The sequence below is a fragment of the Geomonas oryzisoli genome (genome assembly GCF_018986915.1).
GTDB lineage: Bacteria > Desulfobacterota > Desulfuromonadia > Geobacterales > Geobacteraceae > Geomonas > Geomonas oryzisoli.
Genome location: NZ_CP076723.1, coordinates 1,900,566 through 1,926,021, shown reverse-complemented (window position 1 = coordinate 1,926,021; position 25,456 = coordinate 1,900,566). Strand labels below are relative to the sequence as shown.

The window sequence follows — 25,456 nt, the reverse complement described above, 5'->3', positions numbered from 1 at the left end:
AAAACTTTGCAGCGCGGCCGGCAGAGCCGGTCCGCGCCGTTTTTGTGTCCCTTGGGGGCACCGGGAGCCCTTGTGCCGGCACTTCTAGAAATCACAGGACTGCGCACCGAATTTCGCCTGAAAAGCGGCGTACTGAAAGCCGTGCGCGGCGTGGACCTGAGCGTCGAGCCGGGCGAGACGCTGGCCCTGGTGGGCGAGTCAGGCTGCGGCAAGAGCATCACCGCGGCGTCCGTGCTGAGGCTGGTCCCCCCGCCGGGGCACATCGTCTCCGGCTCCATACGCTTCAAGGGGGAGGACCTGCTGGCTCTCTCCGAGGAGCGGATGCGCGAGATCAGGGGGAACCGGATCGCCATGGTGTTCCAGGACCCGATGACCTCGCTGAACCCTGTCTTCACAGTTGGGTACCAGGTGGCCGAGGGGCTCAGGATCCACCGCGGCCTGTCCGCGCAGCAGGCGGAGCGCGAGGCGATCGAGCTTTTGACCCAGGTGGGCATCCCCGCCGCCAAAGACCGGGTCAAGGACTACCCGCACCAGCTCTCCGGCGGAATGCGCCAGCGCGTCATGATCGCCATGGCGCTCTCCTGCGGCCCGGAACTCGTCATCGCCGACGAGCCGACCACGGCGCTGGACGTGACCATACAGGCACAGATACTAGAGCTTTTGGACCGGCTCATGGCGCAAAACCGCATGGGGCTGATCCTCATCACCCACAACCTCGGGATCGTCGCCGAGCGCGCCCACCGCACCGCCATCATGTACGCCGGCGAGATCGTCGAGAGCGCTCCCACCGCGGAGCTCTTCGCCAACCCGCTGCACCCCTACACCAAGGGACTGCTCGCCTCGCTGCCGGAGTTCGGAAAGCCGGGCGAAAAGCTCGCCACCTTCGCAGGGGGCGTGCCCGACCTGCGCGGCGACCTGGCCGGCTGCCCATTCAAGGAACGCTGCCCCATCGGTGACGAGGGCTGCACCAGAGAAACCATCGCAATGAGGAAGGTGGCGCCGGGACACCTGGTGCGCTGCCGGAAGGTATCATGACGCCGCTTCTGACCGCTGAAAACCTGGTGAAGCAGTACCCCGTGCGCGGGGGGATGTTCGCGGAGAAGCGGATCCTAACCGCCGTGGCCGGCATCGATCTCGAGCTCTACCCGGGCGAGACACTGGGCCTTGCCGGCGAGTCCGGGTGCGGCAAATCCACCGTGGCGAGGCTTTTGACCGGCCTCACCCCACCCACCTCGGGAAGCATCCGCTACGCCGGACGCGAGCTGGCCCAGATGAGCAAGACGGAACTGGCCCAGTACCGCAAAGAGGTGCAGATGGTGTTCCAGGACCCGTTCTCCTCGCTGAACCCGCGCATGAGGGTCGCCGAGATCCTCGGCGAGCCCCTGGAGATCCACCGCATCGGCAACGCCGCGGACCGTCGGGACCGGGTGGCGGAACTGCTCAAGCGGGTGGGGCTTTCCCCCGAGCACATGATGCGCTTCCCGCACGAGTTCTCCGGCGGTCAGCGCCAGCGGATCGGCATCGCGCGCGCCCTGGCCGTCTCGCCCAAGCTCATCATCGCCGATGAACCGGTTTCCGCCCTGGACCTTTCCATCCAGGCCCAGATCATCAACCTGCTGCAGGACGTGAAAAAGGACCTGGGGCTCTCCTTTTTGTTCATCACCCACGACCTTTCCGTGCTCCGGCACCTAAGCGACCGGGTGGCGATCATGTATCTCGGCCGGATCGTGGAAACCGGCAGCCGGGACCAGGTGCTGAACCGCCCGCTGCACCCCTACACGGAGGCGCTTCTCTCGGCGATACCGAGCATCGATCCGAAGAAGAGGACCAGACACGTGATCGCCAAGGGTGAACTCCCCTCGCCGGTTGCACCTCCCAGCGGCTGCCCCTTCCACCCCCGCTGCCCCTATGCGCAGCCGGTGTGCAGCGAGAAACGCCCGGAACTGCTAGAAAAAGTACCGGGACAACGAACAGCCTGCCACTTCAGCGAGGAAATCTTCCTGAAGGAAACAAAGTAATTCAGTTGACAACTGCAATTAGCATATATAGATTATCTTTAGCCCAAACTGGAGGATAGAACGTTGGCATTCGACAAGACCAAAGATTACGGAAAAGAAGCGGAGATGCTGAAGGTGCTCGGGCACCCGATCCGCCTGAAGATAGTGGCAGGACTCTGCACCCAGGAATGCAACGTGAAGCACATCTGGGAGTGCCTTGGGCTCCCCCAGGCGACCGTGTCGCAGCACCTGGCGTTGTTGAAGAACAAGGGGATCATCGAAGGGACCCGCGACGGCGTGGAGGTACGCTACGCGGTGGTGAGCCCGTTCGTGCGCAGGCTGATCGAGATCCTGCACGCGGAGCCCTGAGAAAAGTCAAAACTGCAGAAAGGACCGCACCCGCCCGGGGCGGTCCTAGGTTCCGCTGACGTCGAGTTCGGCGATCCTCAGTGAGGGGGATCCGGCCGAGCCGAAGAAACGCAGGTCGCTGCCGACCTGGTCCACCCTCCCGAACATATCCAGCAGGTTACCCGCCAGGGCCAGCCCCTTGACCGGGTACCTCACCTCTCCCTCTTCCACGTAAAAACCGGCAGCTCCAACGGAGAAGTCTCCCGAGATCGGGTTTGCCGTGTGCATACCCATCACCTCGGTGATGAGCACCCCTTTGCGCACCCCAGCCAGCAGTTGAGCGAGATCGGCCGTGCCCGGCTCGATATGAAGGTTGTGCGCCCCCGCCCTGGGCGGGCTCTTGATGCCGCCGCGCACCGCGTTGCCGGTGGAGCGGGCCCCCAGGCGCCTGCCCCAGTAGCTGTCGTAGAGGTATCCCTGCAGCACGCCTTTTGTCACCAGCGCAGTGTCCCGCTGCGGCACCCCCTCGCCGTCGCTGGGGGCGCTCCCCATGCCGCCGGGGAGCAGGCCGTTGTCGCGCATCGAGACGACATCCGAGAAAAGCCGCTCCCCTACCCTGCCCGCAAGAAGCGACTTCCCCTTGTGCACGTTTTCAGCGAGGAAGGAGCCGGAGAGCACGTCGACGAGGTCGGCGGCGACCCGGTTGTCGAGGACCGCCGGGCAGCGCATGGTCGCCAGCGTGCGGGCACCGAGAAGCCCGGTCGCCTTGCGTCCGGCGCCGGCCGCCACCGTCTCCAGATCGATACCGGCGAAGGCGGGAGAGAAGGCGTAGTCCCAGCCGGTCTGGGCGTCGCCGTCGGCCTCCGCCACCGCCGATACGCTGCAGGTGTTGTAGGTGCCGCTGTAGGCCGCTTCCAGCCCCAGAGAGTTGCGGACCAGGGAGTGGTAGACGCACTCGCCGTAGCTGCATTTGCGCACCCGTTTCACCCGGGGATCGACCGCGAGCACCAGGCGCTCCAGTTCCAGTGCGCGCGCCACCTTGAGGGACTCGTCGGCGGCAGGAAGAGCCGGATCGTACAGCCAGGGGGTGTCGGGATAGGACGCGGCCGCTTCGGCAAAGGTGAAATGCTCGTCCGGGGTCTGCACCCGGGCCGCGACCAGTGCCCCTTCCACCATCCCTTCCAGGGAGGCATCGTCGAGGGCCGTCGAATAGGAGAAGCCCATGCCTTGCCCCACCAGGAGCCTGAGCGAAACGCCCAGCGGCTCGGCCACGCGGAAGGCGTCCACCTTCCCCTGTTTCACCTCTATGGCGAGGTCGCGCGAACCGGCGACGGCGATTTCGTATCCGTCGATCCCGCGCCCCTTGAGCAGGCGTTCCACAGCGTCGGCGTGTCGTGTCAGATCCATTGTGGCCTCGGGAAATTGGTGACAGGGAACCGTTTATTGCGGGTTCCTCAGGTAGGTACAGTATGGCTTGCACTAGTCCCTCTCCCTCTGGGAGAGGGTGCCCGAAGGGCGGGTGAGGGTTCTGCCAGCTGCGGATATATTGCCCTTGGCAACGCCCTCACCCTGGCCCTCTCCCAGAGGGAGAGGGGATGTGGACGCATGGGGCGAAAGCGAAGATGAAGGGGGGGGGCGAATGATCATTCGCCCCTACAGATCGTCGACGCCCTTTTCCCGGCCTCTACAGCTCCAGAATCATCGCGATCTCGTCGCAATCGGGGAACTTGACGCACTTGATGCAATCGCCCCACACCTTGTGCGGCAACTCGGACTTATCGGCCACCTTGAAACCGAATTTGGCGAAGAAATCGGGTTTGTAGGTGAGGCAGAAAAGCTTCTTGAGCCCGAGCGCACGCGCCTCTTCGATGCAGGCGCCCACCACCTGGCTGCCGATGCCACGCCGACCGGCGCTCTCGGCGACGGCCACGGAACGCACCTCGGCCAGGTCGTCCCAGACGATGTGCAGCGCGGAGGTGCCGAGCAGCTGCCCGTCCTCCTCGAAAACATAGAAGTCGCGCAACGCCTCGTACAGCTCGGAAAGCGAGCGGGAGAGCATCTCGCCGCGGCTCGCGAAGTTGGTCAAAAGTTTCTGAATGTCCTTTACGTCGCCAATCCTGGCCTTTCTGATCATCTCACTGCCTCCTGAATCAACTCCCTGGCATGCTCCAGGGTCTTTTCGGTGACGCGCGCACCGGAAAGCATGCGCGCCACCTCGGCCACCCGTCCCTCCCCTTCCAGGAGCTCAACGCCGGTGGCGGTTCTGCCGTCGGCCACCTTCTTCTCGACCTTCAGGTGCTGGTCCGCGAAGGCGGCAACCTGCGGCAGGTGGGTGATGGCCAGCACCTGCTGCTCGCGGGCCACCCGTTTCAGTTTCTCCCCAACCAGCGCGGACGTGGCCCCGCCGATGCCGGTGTCCACCTCGTCGAAGATGAGGGTGGGAACCTCGGAGTCGGGGTGCAGCTGCTTCAGCGCCAGCATGAGCCGGGAGAGCTCGCCGCCGGAGGCGATCTTCGCCAGCGGTTTCGGGGGCTCGCCGGGGTTCGGGGAGAAGAGGAATTCCGCGCGCTCGAAACCGTAGCTCTTCGCCTCGGCGCTCTTCTCGAAGGAGGTCTCGAAGACTGCATGCTTCATGGCCAGTTCCGAGAGCTCGCGCTCCATCCCTTCCTTGAGCCTTTCGGCACCGTCCTGCCGCGTCTCACTGAGCTTCGCGCCCAAGGTGGCGAGTTCCTGCTCCAGTTGCGCGATACGCGCCTGCAGGCCGCTGCGGGTTCCTTCGATGTCAGAGAGCACCGACAGCTCCTGGTCCACCTGGCGCTGGTACTCCAGGATCTCCTCGATGCTGGCGCCGTACTTCTTCTTGAGGCGCCCGATAGCGTCGAGCCGGTCCTCGATTTCCTCCAGCCGGGCCGGGTCGGACTCGACGCGGGCGGCGTAGTCGCGCAGGGTGAGGGAGGCGTCTTCGAGCTGGGCGTAGGCCGCCTCGAGCGCCTCGGTGACCGGAACCAGCGCCGGATCGATGCGCCCTGCGTCGGCGACCCCGGCTATGATGCCGGCGAGACTCCCCAGGAGGGTTGCCTCGCCGCCGTAGAGGGCGTCGAAAGCGCCCTGCGATGCGCCCATCAGTTTCTCGCTGTGGGCCAGCCGGGTGCGGTCCTCGGCCAGCTCCTCCTCTTCGCCCGGAGCGAGCTTCGCCTCGGCGATCTCGTTACTCTGGAAGGAGAGAAGGTCGAGCCGGCGCGCCGCCTCGCGCTCTCCCGCTTCCAGCGCCTGCAGTTCGTGTTTGGCGGCCTGGCACTGTTCGTAACGCGCGGCGAATTCGGCGCGCAGCGGAAGGGCACCAGAATAGCCGTCCAGGAGGAGCAGGTGCTGCTCGGTCTTCAAAAGGCTCTGCGCGTCGTGCTGGCCGTAGATGTTGATCAGGTTGCGGCAGATCTCGGAGAGAAGCGAGGTGGTGGCGAGTCCGCCGCCGATGAAAACGCGGCTCTTGCCGCCGGGAGCCACCACCCGCCGCACCAGGAGCTCGCCGTCGCACTCGATCCCCGCGGTCGCAAGCGCCTCAAGCAGGGCGCCGCGCCCGGAGAGGTCGAACACGGCCTCCACCGAGGCCTCCTTGGCGCCGGAGCGGATCAGGTCGGCGCTGCCGCGCCCCCCCAGGATCAGGTTCACCGCGTCGATGATGATTGACTTACCCGCGCCGGTCTCGCCGGTGAGGATGTTGAGCCCGGGGCTGAACTCCACGTGCAGCTTGTCGATGATGGCGAGGTTGGTTATCTGGAGCTCTCTGAGCACTTAGCGTTCACCCCATTTGAGCTTGGTGCGGAGCACCTCGAAGTAGTCCTTGCTGCGGGACTGGATCAGGCGGGTCACGTGGGGGGCCTTCCGGATCTGCACCACGTCGCCGGAGAGAAGCTTCATCCCAACCTGCCCGTCCAGGGTGAGGAACACGGACTCGTCCGGGGCATAGTTCAGCTTGATAGCGATCTGGGCCTGCGCGTCCACCACCAGCGGACGGTTGGTCAGGGTGTGCGGGCAGATCGGGGTGATCGAGATGCACTCCAGCTCGGGGTGCAGGATCGGGCCGTTGGCGGACAGTGAATAGCCGGTCGAGCCGGTCGGGGTCGATATGATCAGGCCGTCAGCCTTGAAGGTGGTCAGGTAGCGCCCGGTCACCGAGGTTTCCATGTCGATGATCCTGGCCAGGGCCCCCTTGTTGATGACGACGTCGTTCAGCACGCGATGCAGCTCTACCACTTCGCCGGCACGCTCGACGCTCGCCAAAAGCATCATACGCTCGGTCGTCTCGAAGTCGCCGGCCAGGCAGCGCTCCATGGACGGGTAGAGCTCGTCCAGGGTGATCTCGGTGAGGAACCCGAGGCTCCCCAGGTTGACCGCCAGGATCGGGACATCGCACTCGCCGATCAGGCGCGCGGCGGCGATTAGGGTGCCGTCGCCGCCAAGCACCACCACGAGGTCTGCGTCGCGAGCGATCTCGGAGCTCTCCGAACTCTCGGCGAGCGTGGTACGCCGCAGCCTCCGGGAGAGGTGTTCCTCGACGTGAGCGGTAACACCCCGTGCCGCCAGCCACTCGATCAGCTCTTCGGCAACCCCCAGGCAACGCGGATCGTGCACTTTCGCGAAAATGGCGATTTTTTTCATCACGAGCCCTTTACTTGTACTGTAATCTAGGATTTACTAGCACAGTTGGTGTATCATGTCCAACGGAAAACTGGCGCACCCCAAGTAGTCCCGCAGAGACTTTCCCACAATAACTACGTGCAGATGCAGGGTGACTCATGACCGAAGAGCAGATAGGCGTGAACGAAGAGCTTGACGAGCAGATGCTCATTATCAAGTCCTTTCTCGAACATCTCGAATACACACTGGGAAAGGATAAATACTCGGCCACAGCTTATGACAGATTCAACGCCCTCGCCTATGCCGTGCGCGATCATCTGGTTGAGCGTTGGCTCGACACTCAGCAAGCGTACTACAACTCCGACAACAAGAGAGTCTACTACATGTCCATGGAGTTCCTGATGGGGAGAACCCTCAGCAACAGCCTGATCAACCTGGGGCTGTGGGAAGACTTCAAGGACGCCATCACCTCGCTTGGCAACGATTTCGACCAGATCGTCAACGAGGAGCAGGATGCGGGCCTCGGCAACGGCGGCCTGGGGAGGCTCGCCGCCTGCTTCCTCGACTCCATGGCCACCATGTCCATCCCCGCCTACGGCTACGGCATCCGCTACGAGTACGGCATCTTCCGCCAGCACATCATCGACGGCGCCCAGGTGGAGATACCGGACAACTGGCTGCGCTACCGCAATCCCTGGGAACTGGACCGGCAGGAGCACCTGCACACGGTGAAATTCTACGGCCGGGTCATCTCGACCTTCGACGCCAACGGCAAGCTGGTGCGCGAGTGGGTGGACACGGACGACGTCATGGCCATGGCCTACGACACCCCGATCCCGGGCTACCAGACCCACAGCGTCAACACGCTCAGGCTCTGGAGCGCCAAGTCCAGCCGCGAATTCGACCTCAAGTTCTTCAACGAGGGGAACTACATCCGCGCGGTGGAGAAGAAGATGCAGTCGGAGACCATCTCCAAGGTGCTCTATCCCGCCGACAACGTGGTGGAGGGGAAGGAACTGCGCTTCAAGCAGGAGTACTTCCTCGCCTCGGCCACCGTGCACGACGTCATCTACCGTTTCAAGAAGAAGCACCAGGACATGCGGCTGTTGCCGGACAAGGTGGCCATCCAGTTGAACGACACCCACCCCACCCTCGCCATCCCCGAACTGATGCGCGTGCTCATCGACGTGCAAGGGGTCGAGTGGGAGGAGGCATGGGAGATCACCAAGAAGACCTTCGCCTACACCAACCACACCATCCTTCCCGAGGCGCTGGAGCAGTGGCCGGTCTGGTTCTTCGAGCAGATCCTGCCCAGGCACCTGCAGATCATCTACGAAATCAACGAGCGCTTCCTGAAAGAGATCCGGGAGCGCTTCCCCGATGAGCCCGACCGCCTGTCCCGGATGTCCATCGTCGAGGAGCACTGGGAACGAAAAATCCGCATGGCGCACCTCGCCATCGTGGGGAGCCATTCCGTGAACGGCGTCGCGGCGCTGCACACCGAGATCCTCAAGAACGAGCTGTTCCGCGATTTCTACGAGATGTACCCGGAGCGCTTCAACAACAAGACCAACGGCATCACCCAGAGGCGCTGGCTCAAGATGTCCAACCCCACCCTCTCCGCGTTGATCGACGAGTACATCGGCGGGGCCTGGACCACCAACCTGTACGAGCTGGAGAAGCTCTCCGCCATCGCATCCGACCCGGAGTTCATCGGTCGCTGGCGGCAGGTCAAGCACGGCAACAAGGAGTCGCTTTGCCGCTACATCAAGCAGCACAACGACCTCGACGTCGACCCGGACTCGCTCTTCGACGTCCAGGTTAAGCGGCTGCACGAGTACAAGCGGCAGCTCCTGAACGTCCTGCACATCGTCACCCTCTTCAACCGGATCAAGGACAACCCGGCCGCGAAGGTGGTGCCGCGCACCTTCATCTTCGCGGGCAAGGCGGCGCCTGCCTATGCAGCCGCCAAACTGATCATCCGGCTCATCAACGCCGTGGCCGCCGTGGTGAACCACGATCCCGACGTGGCGGGACGGATCAAGGTGGTCTTCCTGGCCAACTACAGCGTCTCGCTGGCGGAAAAAATCTTCCCCGCCTCCGACCTCTCCGAACAGATCTCCACCGCCGGGACCGAGGCTTCCGGCACCGGCAACATGAAGTTCGCCCTGAACGGCGCCCTCACCATCGGGACCCTGGACGGCGCCAACATCGAGATCATGGAAGAGGTCGGTCGCGACAACATCTTCATCTTCGGCATGACCGCGGCCGAGGTGTCGCAGCTGCGTGCGCGCGGCTACAATCCGCGGGAATACTACAACGGCAACCGGGAACTGAAGCGGGTACTGGACATGATCGCCTCCGGCTTCTTCTCCCCCTGGGCTCCCGAACTGTTCACCCCGCTCACCGACTCGCTTTTGAACCTGGGGGACCACTACATGCTCCTGGCCGACTACGCCTCCTACGTCGCCTGCCACGAAAAGGTCGCCGAACTGTTCAAAAATCCCGAAGAGTGGGCGCGGCGCGCGATACTCAACTGCGCCGGCATGGGCAAGTTCTCCAGCGACAGGACCATCGACCAGTACGCCCGTGAAATCTGGGGCATCAAGCCGGTGGACATCCTCCCGGGAGCCGTGGAACTGCAGAGGCATTGATTGGATCTTTTCAACGGAACTGACGAACGATTCGCGCCGCTTGCCGAACGCATGCGGCCCCGCACCATCTCCGAGTACCTGGGACAGGGGCACCTTCTGGGCGAAGGGAAGCTCCTGAGAAGCCTGATCGAAACCGACCGGGTCACCTCCCTCATCTTCTGGGGCCCTCCGGGCTCCGGCAAGACCACCCTGGCCCGCATCATCGCGGGCGCCACCAAGAGCCACTTCATCTTCTTCTCGGCCATCATGAGCGGCATCAAGGAGATCCGCGAGGTGGTCAAGGAAGCCGAGGACATCCTGAAGTTCCAGGGGAAGCGGACCATCCTCTTCGTGGACGAGATCCACCGCTTCAACAAGAGCCAGCAGGATGCCTTTCTCCCCTACGTGGAGCGCGGCACCTTCACCATGATCGGCGCCACCACGGAGAACCCCTCCTTCGAGGTGATCGCGCCCCTTTTGTCGCGCTGCAAGGTTCTGGTGTTAAACCCGCTTGGCGACGATGATATCCGGCAGATCCTGGTGAACGCCCTCACCGACCGGGAGCGGGGACTGGGGGAGTTCGAGCTGACCGCCTCCGAGGACGCCCTCTCCTTCATGGCCGAGCAGGCCGGCGGCGACGCGCGCATCGCGCTCAACACCCTGGAGACGGCGGCGAGACTCGCGCGCGACGGCGAGATCACCCTCGACCTCGCCCGCGAGGCGACCCAGAAAAAGCCCCTGCTCTACGACAAGGGTGGCGAGGAACACTACAACGTCATCTCGGCCTTCATCAAGTCCATGCGCGGCTCCGACCCCGACGCGGCGCTGTACTGGCTCGCGCGCATGCTGGAAGCGGGGGAGGACCCGATCTTCATCCTGCGCCGCATGGTCATCTTCGCCTCCGAGGACGTGGGCAACGCCGACCCGCGCGGGCTGCAGATGGCGGTTTCCGCGCTGGAGGCCTTTCGTCTGGTGGGGATGCCCGAAGGGAGGATCATCCTGGGGCAGGCGGTCACCTACCTCGCCACCGCCCCCAAGTCCAACGCGAGCTACATGGGGATCAACGAGGCGCTGGCCGAGGTCAGGAAATCGGGGGGGCTCCCGGTCCCGATGCAGATCAGGAACGCACCCACCAAGCTCATGAAGGGGCTGGGCTACGGCAAGGGGTACCTCTACCCGCACGACCACCAAAACGGCATCGTGGCGCAGGGATACCTCCCCGAGCAGCTCTCGGGCAGGCGCTTCTACACTCCCAAGGAAAGCGGCTACGAGAAGAGCATCAGGGAACGCATGGCATGGATCCAGGGCCTGCGGGAAAAGACGAACGATCCCGAGCGGTAAGGCCTTGTTGAAAATGCAACACCCCATGATATATTCAAGCTGGCCTTGCCCCGGGGTGGGGCGCCATATCGGCACGACAACTTCCAGCGGAGTCAGAGCATGAAGAAAATCGGGATTCTCACCAGCGGCGGAGACTGCTCCGGCATGAACGCGGCGATCAGGAGCGCGACGCGCACGGCCCTGGGACACGGAGCACAGGTCGTCGGCTTCAGGAAGGGGTACGCGGGACTTCTCAAGGGAGACCTGCTGGAGATGACCACCAGGGAGGTAGCCGGCATTCTGCACCGCGGCGGCACTTTCCTGCAGTCGGCCCGCAGCGAGGAGTTCCGCACCGTGCTCGGCCGTGAGAAGGCGGTCCGTCACCTGCAGGACCTGGGGGTCGAGGGACTGGTCGTGATCGGCGGGGACGGCTCCCTGAACGGCGCCCTCGCCCTGCACCGCATGGGGGTGCCGGTCATAGGGATACCCGCCAGCATCGACAACGACATTGCCTACACCGACATGGCCCTCGGCGTGGACACCGCGCTCAACAACATCATCTACGCGGTCGACTGCATCAAGGACACGGCCAGCTCGCACGACCGCGCCTTCGTCATCGAGGTGATGGGGAGAAATTCCGGATACCTCGCCAGCATGAGCGCCATCGCCACCGGCGCGGAGTATGCCATCATCCCCGAGGTGGAGTGCGACATCGCCGACTTGTGCAACCAGCTCCGGAAACGTTACGAGGAAGGACGCAGCAACGCCATCATCATCCTCGCCGAAGGTGCCGGCCGCGCCCAGAACATCGCCGACAACATCAAGGACGCCATCGGCTTCGAGACCCGGGTCACGGTACTCGGACACTACCAGCGCGGAGGCGCGCCCTCGGTGTTCGATCGGCTGCTGGGGAGCCGTTTCGGCCACGCCGCGGTCGAGCAACTGCTCGCCGGTGAAAAAGGTAAGATGGTGGGTCTTTGCTGCGGCGAGATCTGCGCCACCCCGCTGGAAACGGTGGTGGTCAGCGAGAAGATGCAGCAGGACGAGTTGCACGAGCTTTCCATGATCCTGGGCATCTAGACTCTCCCCCCTCCCTTGACGGGAGGGGGAACATAAAAAAAGGCCGCCGCCAGGGAACCCGGGCGCGGCCTTTTTTCATTCGATTGTACCGCTACGGGCGACAGTAGGTAATCGCCGTCAGCACCGCCCCCTGCGGGTCCTGGAGCACGCAGAAGCGTCCCACCCTGGGGATGTCGGTGGGCGGAACCAGCACCTTGCCGCCCAGTTCTTCGGTCATGGCAGCGGTCTGGTCCACATCGGTCACCGTCACGTACACGCCCCACCCCAAGGGCTTGCGGTGACCAGGCCCGGCCGGCGCCATCCCCCCGACCTCCTTGCCGGCGACCTTGATCAGGGTGTAGTCCCCTTCGCCGTCCCAGCGCTCGGTGCTCCAGCCGAACAGCCTGCAGTAGAAGCTCTGCGCCGCGGGAACATCATCCGTTGTCAGTTCGAGCCAGCTGAAAGCCCCTTGTTCCCGGAACCGGTCGGTCATTCGGCACCTCCTCACGCTTGGTTGAGCAAACAGGGAGTAATTATACTACGGTTCCGACTTTGCGCCTTGCGGAAGCTCTGTGCAGGCTAGCGCAGGCCGATGCGGGAAAGGCCGATGCCGAGCCACTTGTTCAGGAAGTGGTCGCGGGAAAGGAAACCAAGCGGCGGGGGCTTCCTGGTGCCGAGGGTGGCCAGCAGGCTCTTGATCTCCTCGCTCCCACCGACCGTCATCCCCTTTCTGAGGGCCTCGAGGGCCAGCGACTTCTCCCCGGCCACCTGGTGCACCCGGGCCAGGTTCAGGTAGTGCGCCGGGTTCTGCGGCTCGAGATCGAGGCAAGCCAGGCAGAGCTCGCGCCCTTTTTTCACCTGTCCCCGCTCCTTGGCGATGCACAGGCCGAGGTAGGAGTGCAGCAGCGGGTCATCCTGAAGTTTCAGCGCCCGCTCCAGCTGCGCCAGGGCAGACTGGTATTCGCCGGCGGAAAAGGCGGTGAGGGCACGGCTGAACAGTTTCTCTGCATCTTCCTGGGGCACAGGCTCCATAGATCAACCCTCCGGGGGCTATAGCAGTAACAGCAGATCCTGGTGTCTATCTATCTTGGCAGCGCACTCCATCTCGCCGCGGTAGGCAACGAAGGGGACCCCGGCGCCCTCGGCGGCCCGGCGGTCGACATCGGAATCACCCACGAAAAGGGCTTCATGCGGCGCGAGGCCGTAGTGTTCCAGCACCTTGAAGAGGGGCTCGGGATGCGGCTTGGGGTTTTTGACCCGTCCGGCGGTCATCACGCAACTGAAGTAGCCGTCGAGCCCGAAGGATTCGAGCAGGATGTCCATGGAGCTCGCCCGGTTGGTGCAGACGGCCAGCTCCACCCTCCCCTTCAAGGCGTCCAGGGTCTCGCGCAGCCCCTGTTCCATGACCATGAGCGGGAAGAGCTTCCTGTAGTCGATGCCGGCGGAAAAGGCGCGCACCTCCTCCATCCGGCTGTCGCCGGCGAACAGGTATTCAAGCACGTCCTTGTTGCAGTAGGTGTGCAGGATGCGCATCGTGTCGTGGTCCCCGCGGTCTATGGCGGGCATGCCGAAGCGCTCCAGTATCAGGTGATAAAAGGCGTAGTTGGCCTCGAAGGAGTCGAACAACACGCCGTCGCAGTCGTAAATGACCGCCTTGATCTTTTGGCTCAAAACCCTGTCTCCACGGCGGCCTCGGCTAAGCCTCGGCGTCCCCGTCGCGCCCCATCCCCTGCAGGTATTCCTGCCACTCGACGGGGAGCATGTGTTTCTTCTTGTTGTTGCATTCCTTGCAGCAGGGGACCACGTTCCCCTTGGCGGACTTGCCGCCGCGGATCACCGGAACGATGTGATCCATGGAGAGCTCGACCGGAGGAAATTTCCCCTGGCACCAGTGGCAAACGCCCCTGCCGACCCGGTTCTTCCACCACTGACTGCGCCGCAGTTCGCGAGCCTTTTCGCGCTCGCGTCTGACCTCCTCCTCGGAGACCTCGATGATAAAGTAATCCACTACATCCTCGTATCGGAGCCTGAGCCCCTTACCCGCGCGCCCCGGCCCGGTAACTGTCGATGGCGGCACGCGCCAGCTCGTCGCAGCGTTCGTTTTCCACGTGGCCGTTGTGGCCGCGCACCCAGACCCAGGTGATCCGGTGCGTCTTGGCGAGGGCGAGCAGTTTCTCCCACAGGTCGCGGTTCAACACCGGCTCCTTCTTGGAGTTCACCCACCCCCGCTTCACCCAGCCGGAAAGCCACTCGGTCATCCCCTTGGCAAGGTACTGCGAATCGGTGGTGACCACCACCTCGCAGGGACGGGTCAACGCCTCCAGCGCCTGGATCGCGGCGCTCATCTCCATCCGGTTGTTGGTGGTTTCACCCTCGGCGCCGGAAAGCTCCTTCACCTTGTCGCCGTAACGCAGGATGCTCCCCCAGCCGCCCACCCCGGGGTTGCCGCTGCAGGCGCCGTCGCAGAAAATCTCAACCCGCATGCGGACGCCCCCCCTGCTGCAAAAGATCGGCGATGGCATCCATGACGCGATCCACGATCATCTGGTGGGTTTCCTTGCAGTCCTCCAGTTGGTACAGGTCGCTAAAGTCCAGCGGTGCGCCGAAAACCACACTCCCCTCAAGCCGGACACCGGGGAACTTCCAGCGGTTGATGCCGGTAAGGGCGGTCGGGATGACGTGAGGCCTGGTATCGTAGATGATCTTCCCCACGCCGCGGTTGCCCTTGCCGAGCACGCCGTCCTTGTGCCTGGTCCCCTCGGGAAAGAGCATCACCTTCTGGTCGACCAAAAGCGCATTGATCTGTTTGCCCGCACGCACGTCGCGCCCGCGGCGGACCGGAAAGGCGCCCCAGGAGCGGTAGACGAGCCCCATGAACCCGCTGAACAGTTCCTCCTTGGCGGGAGCCCACAGCATCTGCAGCGGATGGTTCCTGATGACGGCCCAGGGAAGGAAAACGGTGTCGTAGGCGGAGATGTGATTGGAGGCGATAAGCACACCCCCGTCGGCGGGGATGTGCTGGGCTCCCACGACGCGGAACCGGTTCAACAGTGAGGCGTAGCTGCCGATTACCCAGACGGAGAAAGTAACCCAGAAGCGACGTAGCAGTGAAACCTTCAAGAAGAAAACCTCTTCATCACGTGGATTTTATTGAAAGAAAGTTGATTTATAGCATGAATGGCGATTCCGGGGCAACCGTTTCCGCGTCACCCCGGAAGCGTGAAGTAGAAGGTGGCCCCGCGACCGGCCTCCCCTTCCCCCCAGACGCGGCCGTTGTGACGGCGCACGATGCGGCGCACCGTGGCGAGGCCGAGGCCGGTGCCGGGGAAGTCACGGTAGGTGTGCAGCCTCTTGAAGGGCTGAAAGAGCTGCCCGGCCCGGGTGCTGTCGAAACCGGCACCGTTGTCGCGAATGAAGATGGCGGTCTCCCCCTGCTCCGTCCTCTGCGTGCCCAGTTCCACAACGGGGGCGTCCACCTTGTTGCTGTACTTCCAGGCGTTGGAGAGGAGGTTTTCCAGCACCACGCGCAGCAGCTGGGGGTCGCCGTACACCGTGAGCCCGTCCGGGGCGAGAAAGGATACCGGGCGGCCGGGATACTCCTGCCGCAGTTGCGCGGCGATCTCTTGCGCTGCGGGGATCAAGTCGAAGGAAGTGCAGGAGAGCTCCACCTCGGTGACGCGGCAAAGCACCATGAGCGAGTCGAGCAGCGCCTCCATCTGAACGCAGCCGTCGTGAACCAGGTCGACGAAGAAACGTCCGTTCTCATCGAGCTGCTCGCGGTAGCCGCGCAGCTCCTGGGCCGAGCTGTACACCCTGGTGAGCGGGGCGCGCATGTCGTGGGAGATGGCATGGCAGAAGGCCTCCAGCTCCTGGTTGGCCTGCTGGAGTTCCGTGGTCTGGTGGGTCAGCGCGGCGTTGAGAGCGGCTGTTTCCTTTTCGGCGAGCTTACGGGCGGTGATGTCGCGAACGACCTCGATACCGAACAGCGGTTTTCCGTCCTTCCCTTTCAGGGAGGAGCCGATCAGCTCGACGTACCCCCCGGTGGCGGAAGCTTCAGGCCCCAGTTCGGCGCGGTGCACCTTGTCGTCTTCAAAAGAGGCCAGCAAGTGGCACCCCGCGCAGGGTTCGCTCTCCTTGCGGTAGGCCTCGTAGCAGTAGCGGCCGATATTGTCGCCGGTCATCCGCCGGTGAGCGGGGTTCTGGTAAAGGACCCTGAGGTCGGCATCCTGAATGGAAACCGCCTCCCCGAGGGCCTCGAAGATGCTCTCCATCTTGGCCCGTTCTTTTTGCGCCTCGTCCAGCGCCGCCTGCAGGGCCTGCTCGAGGGCGGCCTCGTGGCGGTGAGCACGGCGGCTGTAGAGGAGCAGCCCCCCGACCAGGAAGAGCACCAGGGCGAAGTCCTCGTGGCTGTCCGACGCCAGTAAATATTCGCTCAAGGGTCTCCCGCCGAAGAGCAGATAGTCGAGCAGGCCGTCCAGGATCCAGAAAATCAGGACGATTACCGCTCCGAGCAGGATCTGAAAAAGGAAGGAGATGAACCCCGGTTCCGAGAGCTTGGCCCATCGAGACATCCGCCGCACTACGTCCATACACCCTCGATGACCGCCCCGCAGCCGGGACAGTTTCCATTGCAGAGAAGATTCTTTTCGACCAGGTAGCCGAGCCTCTTAATTAGCAGGGCGCCGCAGAAAGAGCAATAGCTGTTTTCACCCCCCTCCCCCGGCACATTCCCTTCGTACACGTAGCGCAGCCCCGCTTCCTGGCCGATGCGCCTGGCGTTCCTGAGAGTTGCCACCGGGGTGCGCGGCTGGTCGGTCAGGCGGTGGGTCGGGTAGAACTGGGTCACGTGCCACGGGGTTTCCACTCCCACCTCGTCGGCGATGAATCGGGCGAGGTCGCGCAGTTCCGCTTCGGAATCGTTGCGGTTAGGTATCACCAGCGTCGTCAGCTCCACCCATATACCCTGCCGCTTGTAGTCCCGTATGCAATCCAGCACCTCGCCGAGTGCGGCGCCCACCACTTCACGGTAGAAGGAATCGGTGAACCCTTTGAGGTCGATATTGGCAGCGTCAAGATAGGGCGCTATGGCGGCCAGGGCCTCGCTGGTGATATAGCCGTTGGTGACGAAGATGTTTTTCAGCCCGGCAGCCTTGGCCAGTTGCGCCGTCTCGTATGCGTATTCGAAGAAGATGGTGGGCTCGGTATAGGTGTAGGCGATGGATCGGCACCCGGTCGCGAGGGCTCGCTCCACCACGGTGCGCGGTTCCACGAAGCTGCCGGATCGCTCGACATTTTCCTCGTCAGGCTGGGCGATGGTGTAATTCTGGCAGTGCAGGCACCTGAAATTGCACCCCACGGTCGCTACCGAATAGGACCGGCTTCCCGGCAGCAGGTGAAAGAGCGGTTTCTTCTCAATGGGATCCACGTGCTCGGCGACCAGGTTGCCGTAGACCAGGGTGTACAGCACGCCGCCACGGTTCTCACGAACTCTGCAGCGACCGCGCTGGCCGGAAGCGATCAGGCAACCGAAGCGACATAGTCCGCAACGAACGCGCTCCCCGTCCATCCTTTGGTAGAACATGGCTTCTTTCATGTCACCTCCGAGTGCACCGATCGAGAAATTAGCGAGCGCAAATATAGCATTTGCGATCAAAAAATTCCAGCGGAAATTAAGGAAGATGCAGGACAACAGCACAATACCGTATACATTCTTGCAAACCGTCGTTCGACGAATTGGGAGCTAAATATTTTTTTCAGGGCACCCGTCTTTTTACGCAAAGGTCAACGTTGAGGCGATACAAAGCCATACCCTTGTTTGATAATGAGAAATAGAGCGTGATACCGGGAGTTTACAGCGAAGAATGGAGAGGAAGTTGACGTGAAAAAATGAAATGTTTTAAAATGAAGGCTCAGGGAAGAACGGTGGCACAAAAGCTAAACTACTGTTTTAGGTGACTTTTTACGAAAAATAGCTCTTGACCAACACGATTCGTTCTATATATTGTCAAAATCAAACATTCCGCCTTAGGGAGAAACAAACATGAAATGCCCCCACTGTGACAACAAAGTAGGAATCGAGATCGACATGCATTCCGACGGTTATGCGAAAGACCTTCTCGAATGCACCTCCTGCGGTACCGTCTGGCTCGAAAAAGCATCCCAGATCATCACCGTGAACAAGCAAGCCGCCTAAACGGGAATGGGGGCGCCGCAGGCGCCCCCCCTCCGCCGTGTCATCCCCCTAGCCGAGAGCGATCTCCGGTACCACTCCCCCTCCACCATCGACCAGACCTGTAAAGAATTCGTCATAGACCGAAGCCATGCGCTCCCAGTCGTAGCGCGCCACGCTTTCCGCGAGGGACGCACGCGTCTCCCCCTTCCCGGTCAGCAGGTCACGCAACCGGTCCACCAGCGACTCATCGTCGCTGTACAAGACGGACTCGACACTGCCGTGCGGCACGTGCTCCGGATAGGCGAGCCGGTCCGGGAGCAACGCGTGGCAGCCGCAGTACAGGGCCTGCACGACGCTGGCACCGAAGAACTCCTGTCGCGACGTCACCGGCAGAATGTCCGCACGCCACAGCCACTGTGCGTACTCCCCGAAGCTCTTCCGATAGCCCCACTCCACCACACGCGCGCCGAGCCGCTCCCGCGCCTGCTTGAAGACCTCCGGCGCCCGCCCGAACGACTCGCCCAGCACCGCCACCCGGAAATCGATCCCGTCATCGGCCAGACGGTACAGCGCCTCGAAGAATGCCTCCGGCGCCTTGTCGTATTCCCAGCGGTGGTTCCACAGTAACAGCGGTATCTCGGAGGCGCTCGCGTCCTGCGGGCGAAAGCGCTCCAGTTTGCGCAGGTCCAGCCCCAGGGGAAGCACCCGGCTTTTGCGCGCGATCGCGTCGACGCTGCAGAGGTCGACGGCATCGGGGAAGCGCTTCAGGAAATCGGGGAGTTCGCCCAGGAAGGAATCCATGTGGTAACGGGAGTTGAAGAGTACCGCGTCGGCGGCCAGCGCGCTCACGTAGTTGATGAAGGCGTAGTGCAGGTCGCGCTGCTGTCCGAGATCGGGATCGCCGGGGGACCAGGGATAGGTGAGCTGGTTTTCGTGGAAGTAGATGGCGCTCGGGCAGCGGTCGCTGAGCGGCCTGGTCAAGGCCAGGAAGGTGGTCAGGTCGAGCATATCCGTGGCGAGGATGAGGTCGGGCCGTTTCCCCCCGGCGAGGAAGCGGCCGGCGAGGGTGACCGCGCCGCCGTGCATGCGCCATTTCCAGTTGCGCCCGGCCAGGGTGAACAGTTCGGCGTCGTGGCCGGAATGGGCGGCGTACTCGTTGGCCCAGGCGGCGTGCGAGCCGGTGCAATAGGGCTCGACGAGGGCTATGTGCATTGCTGCGCTCCTACGGGCCGGGCGGTCCCGGCGGTGGTTAAAACATGAAGCGACGCATGCTGATGTTGAGCAGGATGCCGACGCCGACCATCGAGGTGACCATCGAGGTGCCCCCGTAGGAGAAGAAGGGGAGCGGCACCCCGACCACCGGCATCAGGCCGATCACCATCCCCATGTTGATGGCGATGTGCCAGAAGAGCATAGCGGTGACCCCGACGGCGAGCAGCGAGCCGAAACGGTCGTTGCATTTCTTGGCGATGCCGAGCCCCCACAGGATCAGGAACAGGTAGAGGGTGAGTATGAGCAGGCACCCTAAAAAGCCCCATTCCTCGGCGAAAACGGAGAAGGCGAAGTCGGTGTGCTGTTCGGGCAGAAAGCGGAGCTGGGACTGGGTCCCCTGCATGAACCCCTTGCCGAAGGTCGCGCCGGAGCCGACCGCGATCTTGCTCTGGATGATATGGTAGCCGCTCCCCAGCGGGTCGAGGTCGGGGTTCAGGAAGTTGTAGATGCGCTTTTTCTGGTAGTCGTGGAGCAGGAACTGCCAGGCGATCACCACGGTTGGGACCGCGGCTGCGAAGATGGTCGCGAGGGCCGACCAGCGCACCCCTACGAAGAGGAGCATGGAGCCGGCGATGAGGGATACCAGGATGGCGGTACCGAGGTCGGGCTGCTTCATGATCAGCACGGCGGGGATTCCCAGCAGCAGAAGCGGCCGCACCAGTTCCTTGAGGGTAAGCCCCTTGAAGACCGGGTAGCGGCTGAAGAACCGGGCAAAGGTCATGATGATGACGATCTTCATCGGCTCCGAGGGCTGCATGTTGAAGAACCCGAGGCTGATCCAGCGGGTGGCCCCCATGGTGGTCTTCCCCGCCACCAGCACCAGCACGAGCAGGATCAGCACCGCGCCGTAAAGCCAGTAGGCGAAGTCCTCCAGCATATGATAGTCGAGGCTGCAGACGGTGAGACACAGCCCCAGGCCCGCCACAATCCAGTAGAGCTGCTTCAGGTAGTACGGGGTGCCGATCTCGCGGTACGAGGACGAGGCGCTGTATATGTTGATCACCCCGAAGGCGGTGATGAGCAGCACCACTCCCAGCAGGGTCCAGTCGAAGTTGGTGAATAGCCGTCTGTCGAACATCTCTTCCTCGTTTATGGTACCCGCGGCGTTCACTGCGGCCGCGGCGGGGATGGTCTAAAAGTCCCCCTTGATAAAGGGGGATTTAGGGGGATTTTGCTGTCGGTTGCTGAGGGGCTAAATCCCCCCTGCCGCCCCTTTGACAAGGGGGGAACGTGAGGCATCCTCTCATTTTTCAATGCCGCCACGCCCTTGCGCCCTGGAATTAGGGACAACGAGTCGCGTTATTGCTGCGCCGGGGGGGCGGTATCGGGCTCGGCGACACCTTCGCCACCTTCTTCTTCCTTGGGGACCGCCTTGGGCACCGGCTTCTTGATGACGCCCTTCCCCTCGAAGTAGGCACGCAACACCTTGCCGGCAACCGGCGCCGCTGCCGAGCCGCCGTGCTCGCCGTGCTCGACGATGACGGCAACGGCGATCTCCGGCTTCTCAAACGGCGCGAAGGCGACAAAGAGCGCGTGGTCGCGGAAGCGGTACGGCACTCCCCCTTTGCTGTCGCGCAGTTTGACGACCTGCGAGGAGCCGGTCTTGCCTGCCACCTTGACCTCCCACAGCCTGGAACTGCCGCCGGTACCGTGCGCCTCGTTGACGACCGCCAGCAGACCTTCCTTGACGAAGCGATACGTCGCGGGCTTAAGGCCGGTCTTCCCCAGCACCTGGGGCGCGAAGTCCTGCAGCACCTTGCCGTCGGAATCGACCACGCGCTTGACGAGATGCGGCCGCAGAATGGTCCCTTCATTGGCTACCGTGGAGATCATGGAGGCAAGCTGCACCGGGGTGGTGAGCACGTACCCCTGGCCGATGCCGACGGGAAGGGTCTCGCCTGAGTACCATTTCTTGCCGAAGCGCTTGAGCTTCCAGTCCTGGGTGGGGATCACCCCCCCCTTCTCGTTCTCCAGACCGATACCCAGCGGCGCACCGAGGCCGAAACGCTTGGCGTACTTGGCGATGCGGTCCACGCCCAGACGCTCGGCCAGCTTGTAGTAGTAGACGTCGCAGGATTCCCGGAGCGACTTCTTCAGGTCCACGGTGCCATGCCCCTTGTGGTCCCAGCAGCGGAAGGTCGCGTTGCCGAACTTGTAGGAGCCCGTGCACTGGATGGTGGTGTGCTCGTCGATCAGCCCCTCCTCCAGCCCGGCGATGGCGGTGATGATCTTGAAGGTGGATCCGGGAGGATACATCCCCTTGAGCGCCTTGTTCTCCAGGGGGTGGCGCTCGTCCTCGAGGTACTTCTTCCAGACCTCGGGAGGCATGCGGCCGGTGAAGTTGGCCGGGTCGAAATCGGGGCTGGAGACGAAGGCGAGGATCTCGCCGGTGTTGACGTCCATGGCCACGGCGGCGCCGGCCTGGTCTCCCAACGCCTGCTCGGCGGCCTTCTGCAGGTCGAGGTCGATGGTCAACATGACCGTGTTGCCGACGCTGGAACCGGTTTCAGCCACGGTGCGCAGGAAACGGCCGCGCGCGTCCACCTCGATCTGGCGACCGCCGTCGGTGCCGTGCAGGTAGTTTTCCCAGGCCCTCTCGATGCCGCTCTTGCCGATGTAGTCGCCGGCGTTGTACTCGCGGTAGCGCTCGCTGTTCAACTCGTCCTCGGAAACCTCGCCGAGGTACCCCAGAAGGTGCGAGGCGAGCGAACCGTTGGTGTAGGCCCGGATCGGCTTCATCTCGATGTTGACCCCGGAGAGGGCGAGACGGTTTTCCTCCAGGAACTCCATCTGGTCCCGGGTGATCCCGGAAGCCACCACGAGGGGATAGTACTTCGCCCTCCCCTGCCCCTTGTTCCACTTGGTCTCGATCTCGGTGCGGTCGAGGTTCAGGTAGCGGGCCAGGTTGTCGATCAACTGCTCCTTGTTCTTGACGTCCTGCGGGATGACGGCGACCGAGAACGAGGGGGTGTTGGAGACCAGCACCTTGCCGTTGCGGTCCAGGATGGCTCCGCGGGGGGCCGCCACCGGGACGAAGCGGAGCCGGTTGTTCTCGGACTGGTCGATCAGATCCTCGGCGCTGATCACCTGAAGGTACCAAAGTCTGGACAGGAGCAGGAAGAACATGGCGCAGGCGCCCAGGGACAGGCCGATGATGCGGCGGCCGCCCCCGTCGTCCTCGGGAAGGATGTTGTTGAGCGGCTTCATCGCGCCTCCTCGACCGGGAGCCTCACCCCGGAAACCAGGGAGGCGACCAGTGCGTTGATCAGCGCCTGCGGCAGCAGCGCAGGGAGAAGCGAGGCGTACAGGCCGTTACCGACCGAGAAGACCAGAAGCAGCACAAGGTTCAAGAGGGCACTCATGATGGTGGCGACAAAAACGACCAGTACGAACAGGGCACGGTTGTCGGTGTAGAGCCGGTCGGCGAGCTCGGACAAAAGGGTGTAGATGCAGAGATAGGAAAACGCGTGCAGCCCGAGATAGATGCCGCTGAAACTGTCCTGGAGCAGGCCGAGGGCGAAGACGGCGACGCCGGCAAAACGGTGCGGCAGCTTGAGCCCCAGGTACACCACCAGGATGATGATCAGGTTGGGCTGGAAGGGGTCCAGCAGGTACCTGGGTAGGAGCGTCATCTGGAGCAGGAGGGCGGCGATGACGATGCCGGCTATTTTAAGATATGCGATCACTGGGCTGACCCGTGTTGAAGGATTCTACTCATCGCGCTGCTTGACCAGTACCAGCGCCTCTTCCAGCTTCCCGATGTTGACCAGCGGGCGTACCTCGATGGTCTGGAACACGCCGTACTCCCCTTTTTTCACCATGGTGACCTCCCCGATGGGGAGCCCCTTGGGGAAGACCCCGCCGATGCCGGAGCTGATCACGGAATCACCGACCTTGACGTCCTCATCCTTCACGGTGAATTCGAGGGAGCAGCGCCCGCCTCCGGCACCGCGCACTATGCCGCGGGCACGGGAGCGCTGCACTATGGCGGCGATGGCACTGGCGTGGTCGGTGAGCAAGAGCACCCGGGAGGAGTGCGGCGCCACCTTCACCAGCCGGCCTACGACGCCGCCGATGGCGACCACCGGCATCCCCTCCTGCAGCCCGTCGGCGCTGCCGCGGTCCACCACGAGCGTCTTGAACCAGGCCGAGCTGTCCTCCCCAATCACGGAGACGGCCAGGGAGGGGACGGCAACGCTGTCCTTGAGGTCGAGCAGCTGCTTGAACCGCATGTTGGCGGCGACCGCCTCGTTGTCCGCGATGATGCGCGCGTTCAGGCGCTTCACGCTCTTTCTGAGCTCGATGTTCTCGCGCCGCACGTCGATCAGGTCGATGTAGTTGTTCCAGATGTCGCTGAAAAAGCCGCTCACGCTCGCAGCTGAGCCCGCCACGGGCGCGGTGATGCTCATCACGGTGCGCTCCAGGGGGTTGGCGTGCTCCCTGTTTCTGAGGTTCAGGGCGTAGGTCAGAAAGGCCGCCAGCAGTATCAGTGCGGTCATCAGGAAACGCCGGTAGCGGATCAAAAGGTTTTTCATCGGCCTCAAAAATGGTTTAGGGGGCACCGTGCCCCCTATCGAAAAATTACGATATCAGAAAAATGGTTGAAACGGCAACAGGGGCCGCGTCAGTCCAGCAGGAACGGCGAGTCCGCCAGTTCCTCGTGGCGTATCTCGTCGATCGCTTCGCTCTTGCCCTTGCCGGCGAAGAGCCGGTTGGGCGCGTTGAAGACGATACCGTTCTCGGTGCCGATATTGCGGTAGGCATGGACCACACCGGGAGGAACCACCATCATGGACGGCGCATCCACCCCCGCATACACCACCTGCTTCACCCCGAAGCTCGGGGAATCGGGACGGGTGTCCCAGAGGTAGACCTTGAAATTGGAAGGTCCCAGGAAGCAGAAGTAGTCGGTCTGCTCGACGTGCTCGTGCGGCCCGCGGGTCACCCCCGGCTGGGTCATGGAGATGTAGGACATGACCGGCATGACCTCCGGCTCCAGTTCGTCGGAGCGGAACAGCTCGGTGAGCCATCCCCTCTCGTCGAGGAACTTCTTCAGTGGCTTGCAGGTTACGTCGTGGATGCGTCCCTTGTTGAACTGCTGTACTGCGCTCATTTAATGCTTACCTCCGCCGCAAAGTTCAGTCTCGTTGTAAACCCGCAGCAGATAGTCGCGGTACGACGATTTCGGTGTCTCGTCTATGACTTTGGCCATCGCCTTGCAGTCGAGGAAGCCCATGCGCAGGGCGATTTCCTCGAGACAGGCGATCTTGAGTCCCTGCCGGGCCTCAAGCGTCCCGATGAAGTGGGAGGCCTCGAGCAGGCTCTGGTGGGTGCCGGTATCGAGCCAGGCGATGCCGCGTCCCAGGCGCTCGACGGTCAGCTCACCGCACGCCAGGTACGCCTTGTTGATGTCGGTGATCTCCAGCTCCCCTCGCGGCGACGGCTTGAGCGCCTTGGCGATCTCGACCACGCGCTCGTCGTAGAGGTAGAGGCCGGGCACGGCGTAGTTTGACTTGGGAGCGGTCGGTTTCTCCACGATGTCGAGCACCAGTCCGTTCTTGTCGAACTCGACGACGCCGTAGCGCTCCGGGTCCTGCACGTAGTAGCCGAAAATCTTGGCGCCACCGTCGAACTCGGCGACCAGCCGCTCGAGCTCGATCTTGCCGTAAAAGATGTTGTCACCGAGGATCAGACAGACCGGCTCCCCGGCGATGAACTCTTCACCGACGAGAAAGGCCTGGGCGATCCCCTTGGGCTCGGGTTGCACCGCGTAGCTCAGGCGGATGCCCCAGCGCGAGCCGTCTCCCAGGAGGGCCTGGAAGCGGGGCGTGTCCTGCGGGGTGGAGATGATCAGGATGTCCGAGATCCCCGCCATCATCAGAGTCGCCAGCGGGTAATAGATCATCGGTTTGTCGTACACCGGCTGCAACTGTTTGCTGGCCACCATGGTCAGCGGATAAAGCCTGCTCCCGGCACCGCCGGCCAGCAGTATCCCTTTCTTGATCCCTTGCGACATC

The 25,456-nt window shown here is 63.1% G+C and carries 26 protein-coding genes; 7 read left to right on the top strand and 19 right to left on the bottom strand.

All coding sequences use genetic code 11. From position 1 onward, the window contains the following. The first annotated feature begins 72 nt into the window (after positions 1 to 72). The 3 genes from KP004_RS08550 to KP004_RS08540 all read left to right on the top strand — a co-directional run bounded on the left by KP004_RS08550 (position 73) and on the right by KP004_RS08540 (position 2,366). Positions 73 to 1,035, top strand: coding sequence for an ABC transporter ATP-binding protein (locus KP004_RS08550; RefSeq protein ID WP_216801909.1), 963 nt, complete (start codon positions 73 to 75; stop codon positions 1,033 to 1,035). Beyond that, the gene (locus KP004_RS08545) at positions 1,032 to 2,018 is read left to right on the top strand and encodes an ABC transporter ATP-binding protein (RefSeq protein WP_216801908.1); all 987 of its coding nucleotides are present in this window, start codon (positions 1,032 to 1,034) and stop codon (positions 2,016 to 2,018) included. The genes KP004_RS08550 and KP004_RS08545 overlap by 4 nt, the downstream gene beginning before the upstream one ends. A 63-nt stretch (positions 2,019 to 2,081) precedes the next feature. Continuing rightward, positions 2,082 to 2,366, top strand: a complete 285-nt coding sequence (locus tag KP004_RS08540) for an ArsR/SmtB family transcription factor (RefSeq protein ID WP_216801907.1) — start codon at positions 2,082 to 2,084, stop codon at positions 2,364 to 2,366. Positions 2,367 to 2,411: 45 nt separating this feature from the next. Here KP004_RS08540 and KP004_RS08535 read toward each other — a convergent pair whose 3' ends face one another. The 4 genes from KP004_RS08535 to KP004_RS08520 all read right to left on the bottom strand — a co-directional run bounded on the left by KP004_RS08535 (position 2,412) and on the right by KP004_RS08520 (position 7,004). After that, on the bottom strand, positions 2,412 to 3,752 hold the full coding sequence (locus KP004_RS08535; protein ID WP_216801906.1) for a TldD/PmbA family protein: 1,341 nt from the start codon (positions 3,750 to 3,752) through the stop codon (positions 2,412 to 2,414). A gap of 277 nt (positions 3,753 to 4,029) precedes the next feature. Then, positions 4,030 to 4,479 carry an N-acetyltransferase gene (locus KP004_RS08530; protein WP_216791468.1) on the bottom strand — a complete coding sequence of 150 codons (450 nt, stop codon included), beginning with the start codon at positions 4,477 to 4,479 and terminating at the stop codon, positions 4,030 to 4,032. Further along, positions 4,476 to 6,137: a DNA repair protein RecN gene (gene recN, locus KP004_RS08525; protein WP_216801905.1), complete on the bottom strand. Its 1,662-nt coding sequence runs from the start codon at positions 6,135 to 6,137 to the stop codon at positions 4,476 to 4,478. The genes KP004_RS08530 and recN overlap by 4 nt, the downstream gene beginning before the upstream one ends. Next, a complete protein-coding gene (locus tag KP004_RS08520; RefSeq protein ID WP_199389634.1) occupies positions 6,138 to 7,004 on the bottom strand; it encodes an NAD(+)/NADH kinase in 867 nt (288 codons plus the stop codon). 137 nt (positions 7,005 to 7,141) lie between these two features. Between KP004_RS08520 and KP004_RS08515 the strand changes: the two genes are divergently transcribed. The 3 genes from KP004_RS08515 (at position 7,142) to pfkA (ending at position 12,016) form a co-directional block, all read left to right on the top strand. Then, positions 7,142 to 9,637: a glycogen/starch/alpha-glucan phosphorylase gene (locus KP004_RS08515; RefSeq protein ID WP_216801904.1), complete on the top strand. Its 2,496-nt coding sequence runs from the start codon at positions 7,142 to 7,144 to the stop codon at positions 9,635 to 9,637. Positions 9,638 to 9,688: 51 nt separating this feature from the next. Further along, entirely contained in the window at positions 9,689 to 10,957 is a 1,269-nt protein-coding gene (locus KP004_RS08510; RefSeq protein ID WP_239027037.1) for a replication-associated recombination protein A, read from the top strand. A gap of 99 nt (positions 10,958 to 11,056) precedes the next feature. Further along, on the top strand, positions 11,057 to 12,016 hold the full coding sequence (gene pfkA, locus KP004_RS08505) for a 6-phosphofructokinase (RefSeq protein ID WP_216801902.1): 960 nt from the start codon (positions 11,057 to 11,059) through the stop codon (positions 12,014 to 12,016). Positions 12,017 to 12,107: 91 nt separating this feature from the next. On the opposite strand, the gene KP004_RS08500 is transcribed toward pfkA, so the two are convergent. The 8 genes from KP004_RS08500 to amrS all read right to left on the bottom strand — a co-directional run bounded on the left by KP004_RS08500 (position 12,108) and on the right by amrS (position 17,588). Continuing rightward, positions 12,108 to 12,488 carry a VOC family protein gene (locus KP004_RS08500; RefSeq protein WP_216801901.1) on the bottom strand — a complete coding sequence of 127 codons (381 nt, stop codon included), beginning with the start codon at positions 12,486 to 12,488 and terminating at the stop codon, positions 12,108 to 12,110. 86 nt (positions 12,489 to 12,574) lie between these two features. Then, positions 12,575 to 13,027, bottom strand: coding sequence for a hypothetical protein (locus KP004_RS08495; RefSeq protein ID WP_216801900.1), 453 nt, complete (start codon positions 13,025 to 13,027; stop codon positions 12,575 to 12,577). An 18-nt stretch (positions 13,028 to 13,045) separates the two neighbouring features. Continuing rightward, complete coding sequence (locus KP004_RS08490) at positions 13,046 to 13,666, bottom strand: HAD family hydrolase (RefSeq protein ID WP_216801899.1); 621 nt, start codon at positions 13,664 to 13,666, stop codon at positions 13,046 to 13,048. Positions 13,667 to 13,691: 25 nt separating this feature from the next. Beyond that, positions 13,692 to 14,003, bottom strand: coding sequence for an HNH endonuclease (locus KP004_RS08485; protein ID WP_216801898.1), 312 nt, complete (start codon positions 14,001 to 14,003; stop codon positions 13,692 to 13,694). A 28-nt stretch (positions 14,004 to 14,031) separates the two neighbouring features. After that, positions 14,032 to 14,478: a ribonuclease HI gene (rnhA, locus tag KP004_RS08480; RefSeq protein WP_437178142.1), complete on the bottom strand. Its 447-nt coding sequence runs from the start codon at positions 14,476 to 14,478 to the stop codon at positions 14,032 to 14,034. Beyond that, positions 14,468 to 15,115, bottom strand: a complete 648-nt coding sequence (locus KP004_RS08475) for a lysophospholipid acyltransferase family protein (protein WP_216801896.1) — start codon at positions 15,113 to 15,115, stop codon at positions 14,468 to 14,470. Before KP004_RS08475 ends, rnhA begins: the two co-directional genes overlap by 11 nt. Positions 15,116 to 15,201: 86 nt before the next feature. Then, positions 15,202 to 16,584, bottom strand: coding sequence for a sensor histidine kinase (locus KP004_RS08470; RefSeq protein ID WP_216801895.1), 1,383 nt, complete (start codon positions 16,582 to 16,584; stop codon positions 15,202 to 15,204). Next, positions 16,575 to 17,588: an AmmeMemoRadiSam system radical SAM enzyme gene (amrS, locus tag KP004_RS08465; RefSeq protein WP_216801894.1), complete on the bottom strand. Its 1,014-nt coding sequence runs from the start codon at positions 17,586 to 17,588 to the stop codon at positions 16,575 to 16,577. The genes KP004_RS08470 and amrS overlap by 10 nt, the downstream gene beginning before the upstream one ends. A gap of 447 nt (positions 17,589 to 18,035) precedes the next feature. Between amrS and KP004_RS08460 the strand changes: the two genes are divergently transcribed. Continuing rightward, positions 18,036 to 18,188, top strand: a complete 153-nt coding sequence (locus KP004_RS08460) for a TFIIB-type zinc ribbon-containing protein (protein ID WP_199389622.1) — start codon at positions 18,036 to 18,038, stop codon at positions 18,186 to 18,188. A 48-nt stretch (positions 18,189 to 18,236) separates the two neighbouring features. On the opposite strand, the gene KP004_RS08455 is transcribed toward KP004_RS08460, so the two are convergent. From KP004_RS08455 to rfbA, 7 genes are all read right to left on the bottom strand, one after another. Further along, positions 18,237 to 19,379 carry a tRNA-queuosine alpha-mannosyltransferase domain-containing protein gene (locus KP004_RS08455; RefSeq protein WP_216801893.1) on the bottom strand — a complete coding sequence of 381 codons (1,143 nt, stop codon included), beginning with the start codon at positions 19,377 to 19,379 and terminating at the stop codon, positions 18,237 to 18,239. Between the two features lie 37 nt (positions 19,380 to 19,416). Further along, positions 19,417 to 20,517: a rod shape-determining protein RodA gene (rodA, locus tag KP004_RS08450; RefSeq protein WP_216801892.1), complete on the bottom strand. Its 1,101-nt coding sequence runs from the start codon at positions 20,515 to 20,517 to the stop codon at positions 19,417 to 19,419. Between the two features lie 221 nt (positions 20,518 to 20,738). Continuing rightward, entirely contained in the window at positions 20,739 to 22,646 is a 1,908-nt protein-coding gene (gene mrdA / locus KP004_RS08445) for a penicillin-binding protein 2 (RefSeq protein WP_216801891.1), read from the bottom strand. Then, positions 22,643 to 23,125, bottom strand: a complete 483-nt coding sequence (gene mreD, locus KP004_RS08440; RefSeq protein ID WP_216801890.1) for a rod shape-determining protein MreD — start codon at positions 23,123 to 23,125, stop codon at positions 22,643 to 22,645. Before mreD ends, mrdA begins: the two co-directional genes overlap by 4 nt. 24 nt (positions 23,126 to 23,149) lie before the next feature. Beyond that, positions 23,150 to 23,974 carry a rod shape-determining protein MreC gene (gene mreC, locus KP004_RS08435; protein ID WP_216801889.1) on the bottom strand — a complete coding sequence of 275 codons (825 nt, stop codon included), beginning with the start codon at positions 23,972 to 23,974 and terminating at the stop codon, positions 23,150 to 23,152. 89 nt (positions 23,975 to 24,063) lie between these two features. After that, the gene (locus KP004_RS08430; protein WP_216801888.1) at positions 24,064 to 24,552 is read right to left on the bottom strand and encodes a dTDP-4-dehydrorhamnose 3,5-epimerase family protein; all 489 of its coding nucleotides are present in this window, start codon (positions 24,550 to 24,552) and stop codon (positions 24,064 to 24,066) included. Continuing rightward, complete coding sequence (rfbA, locus tag KP004_RS08425; protein ID WP_216801887.1) at positions 24,553 to 25,455, bottom strand: glucose-1-phosphate thymidylyltransferase RfbA; 903 nt, start codon at positions 25,453 to 25,455, stop codon at positions 24,553 to 24,555. Position 25,456: the final 1 nt, after the last annotated feature.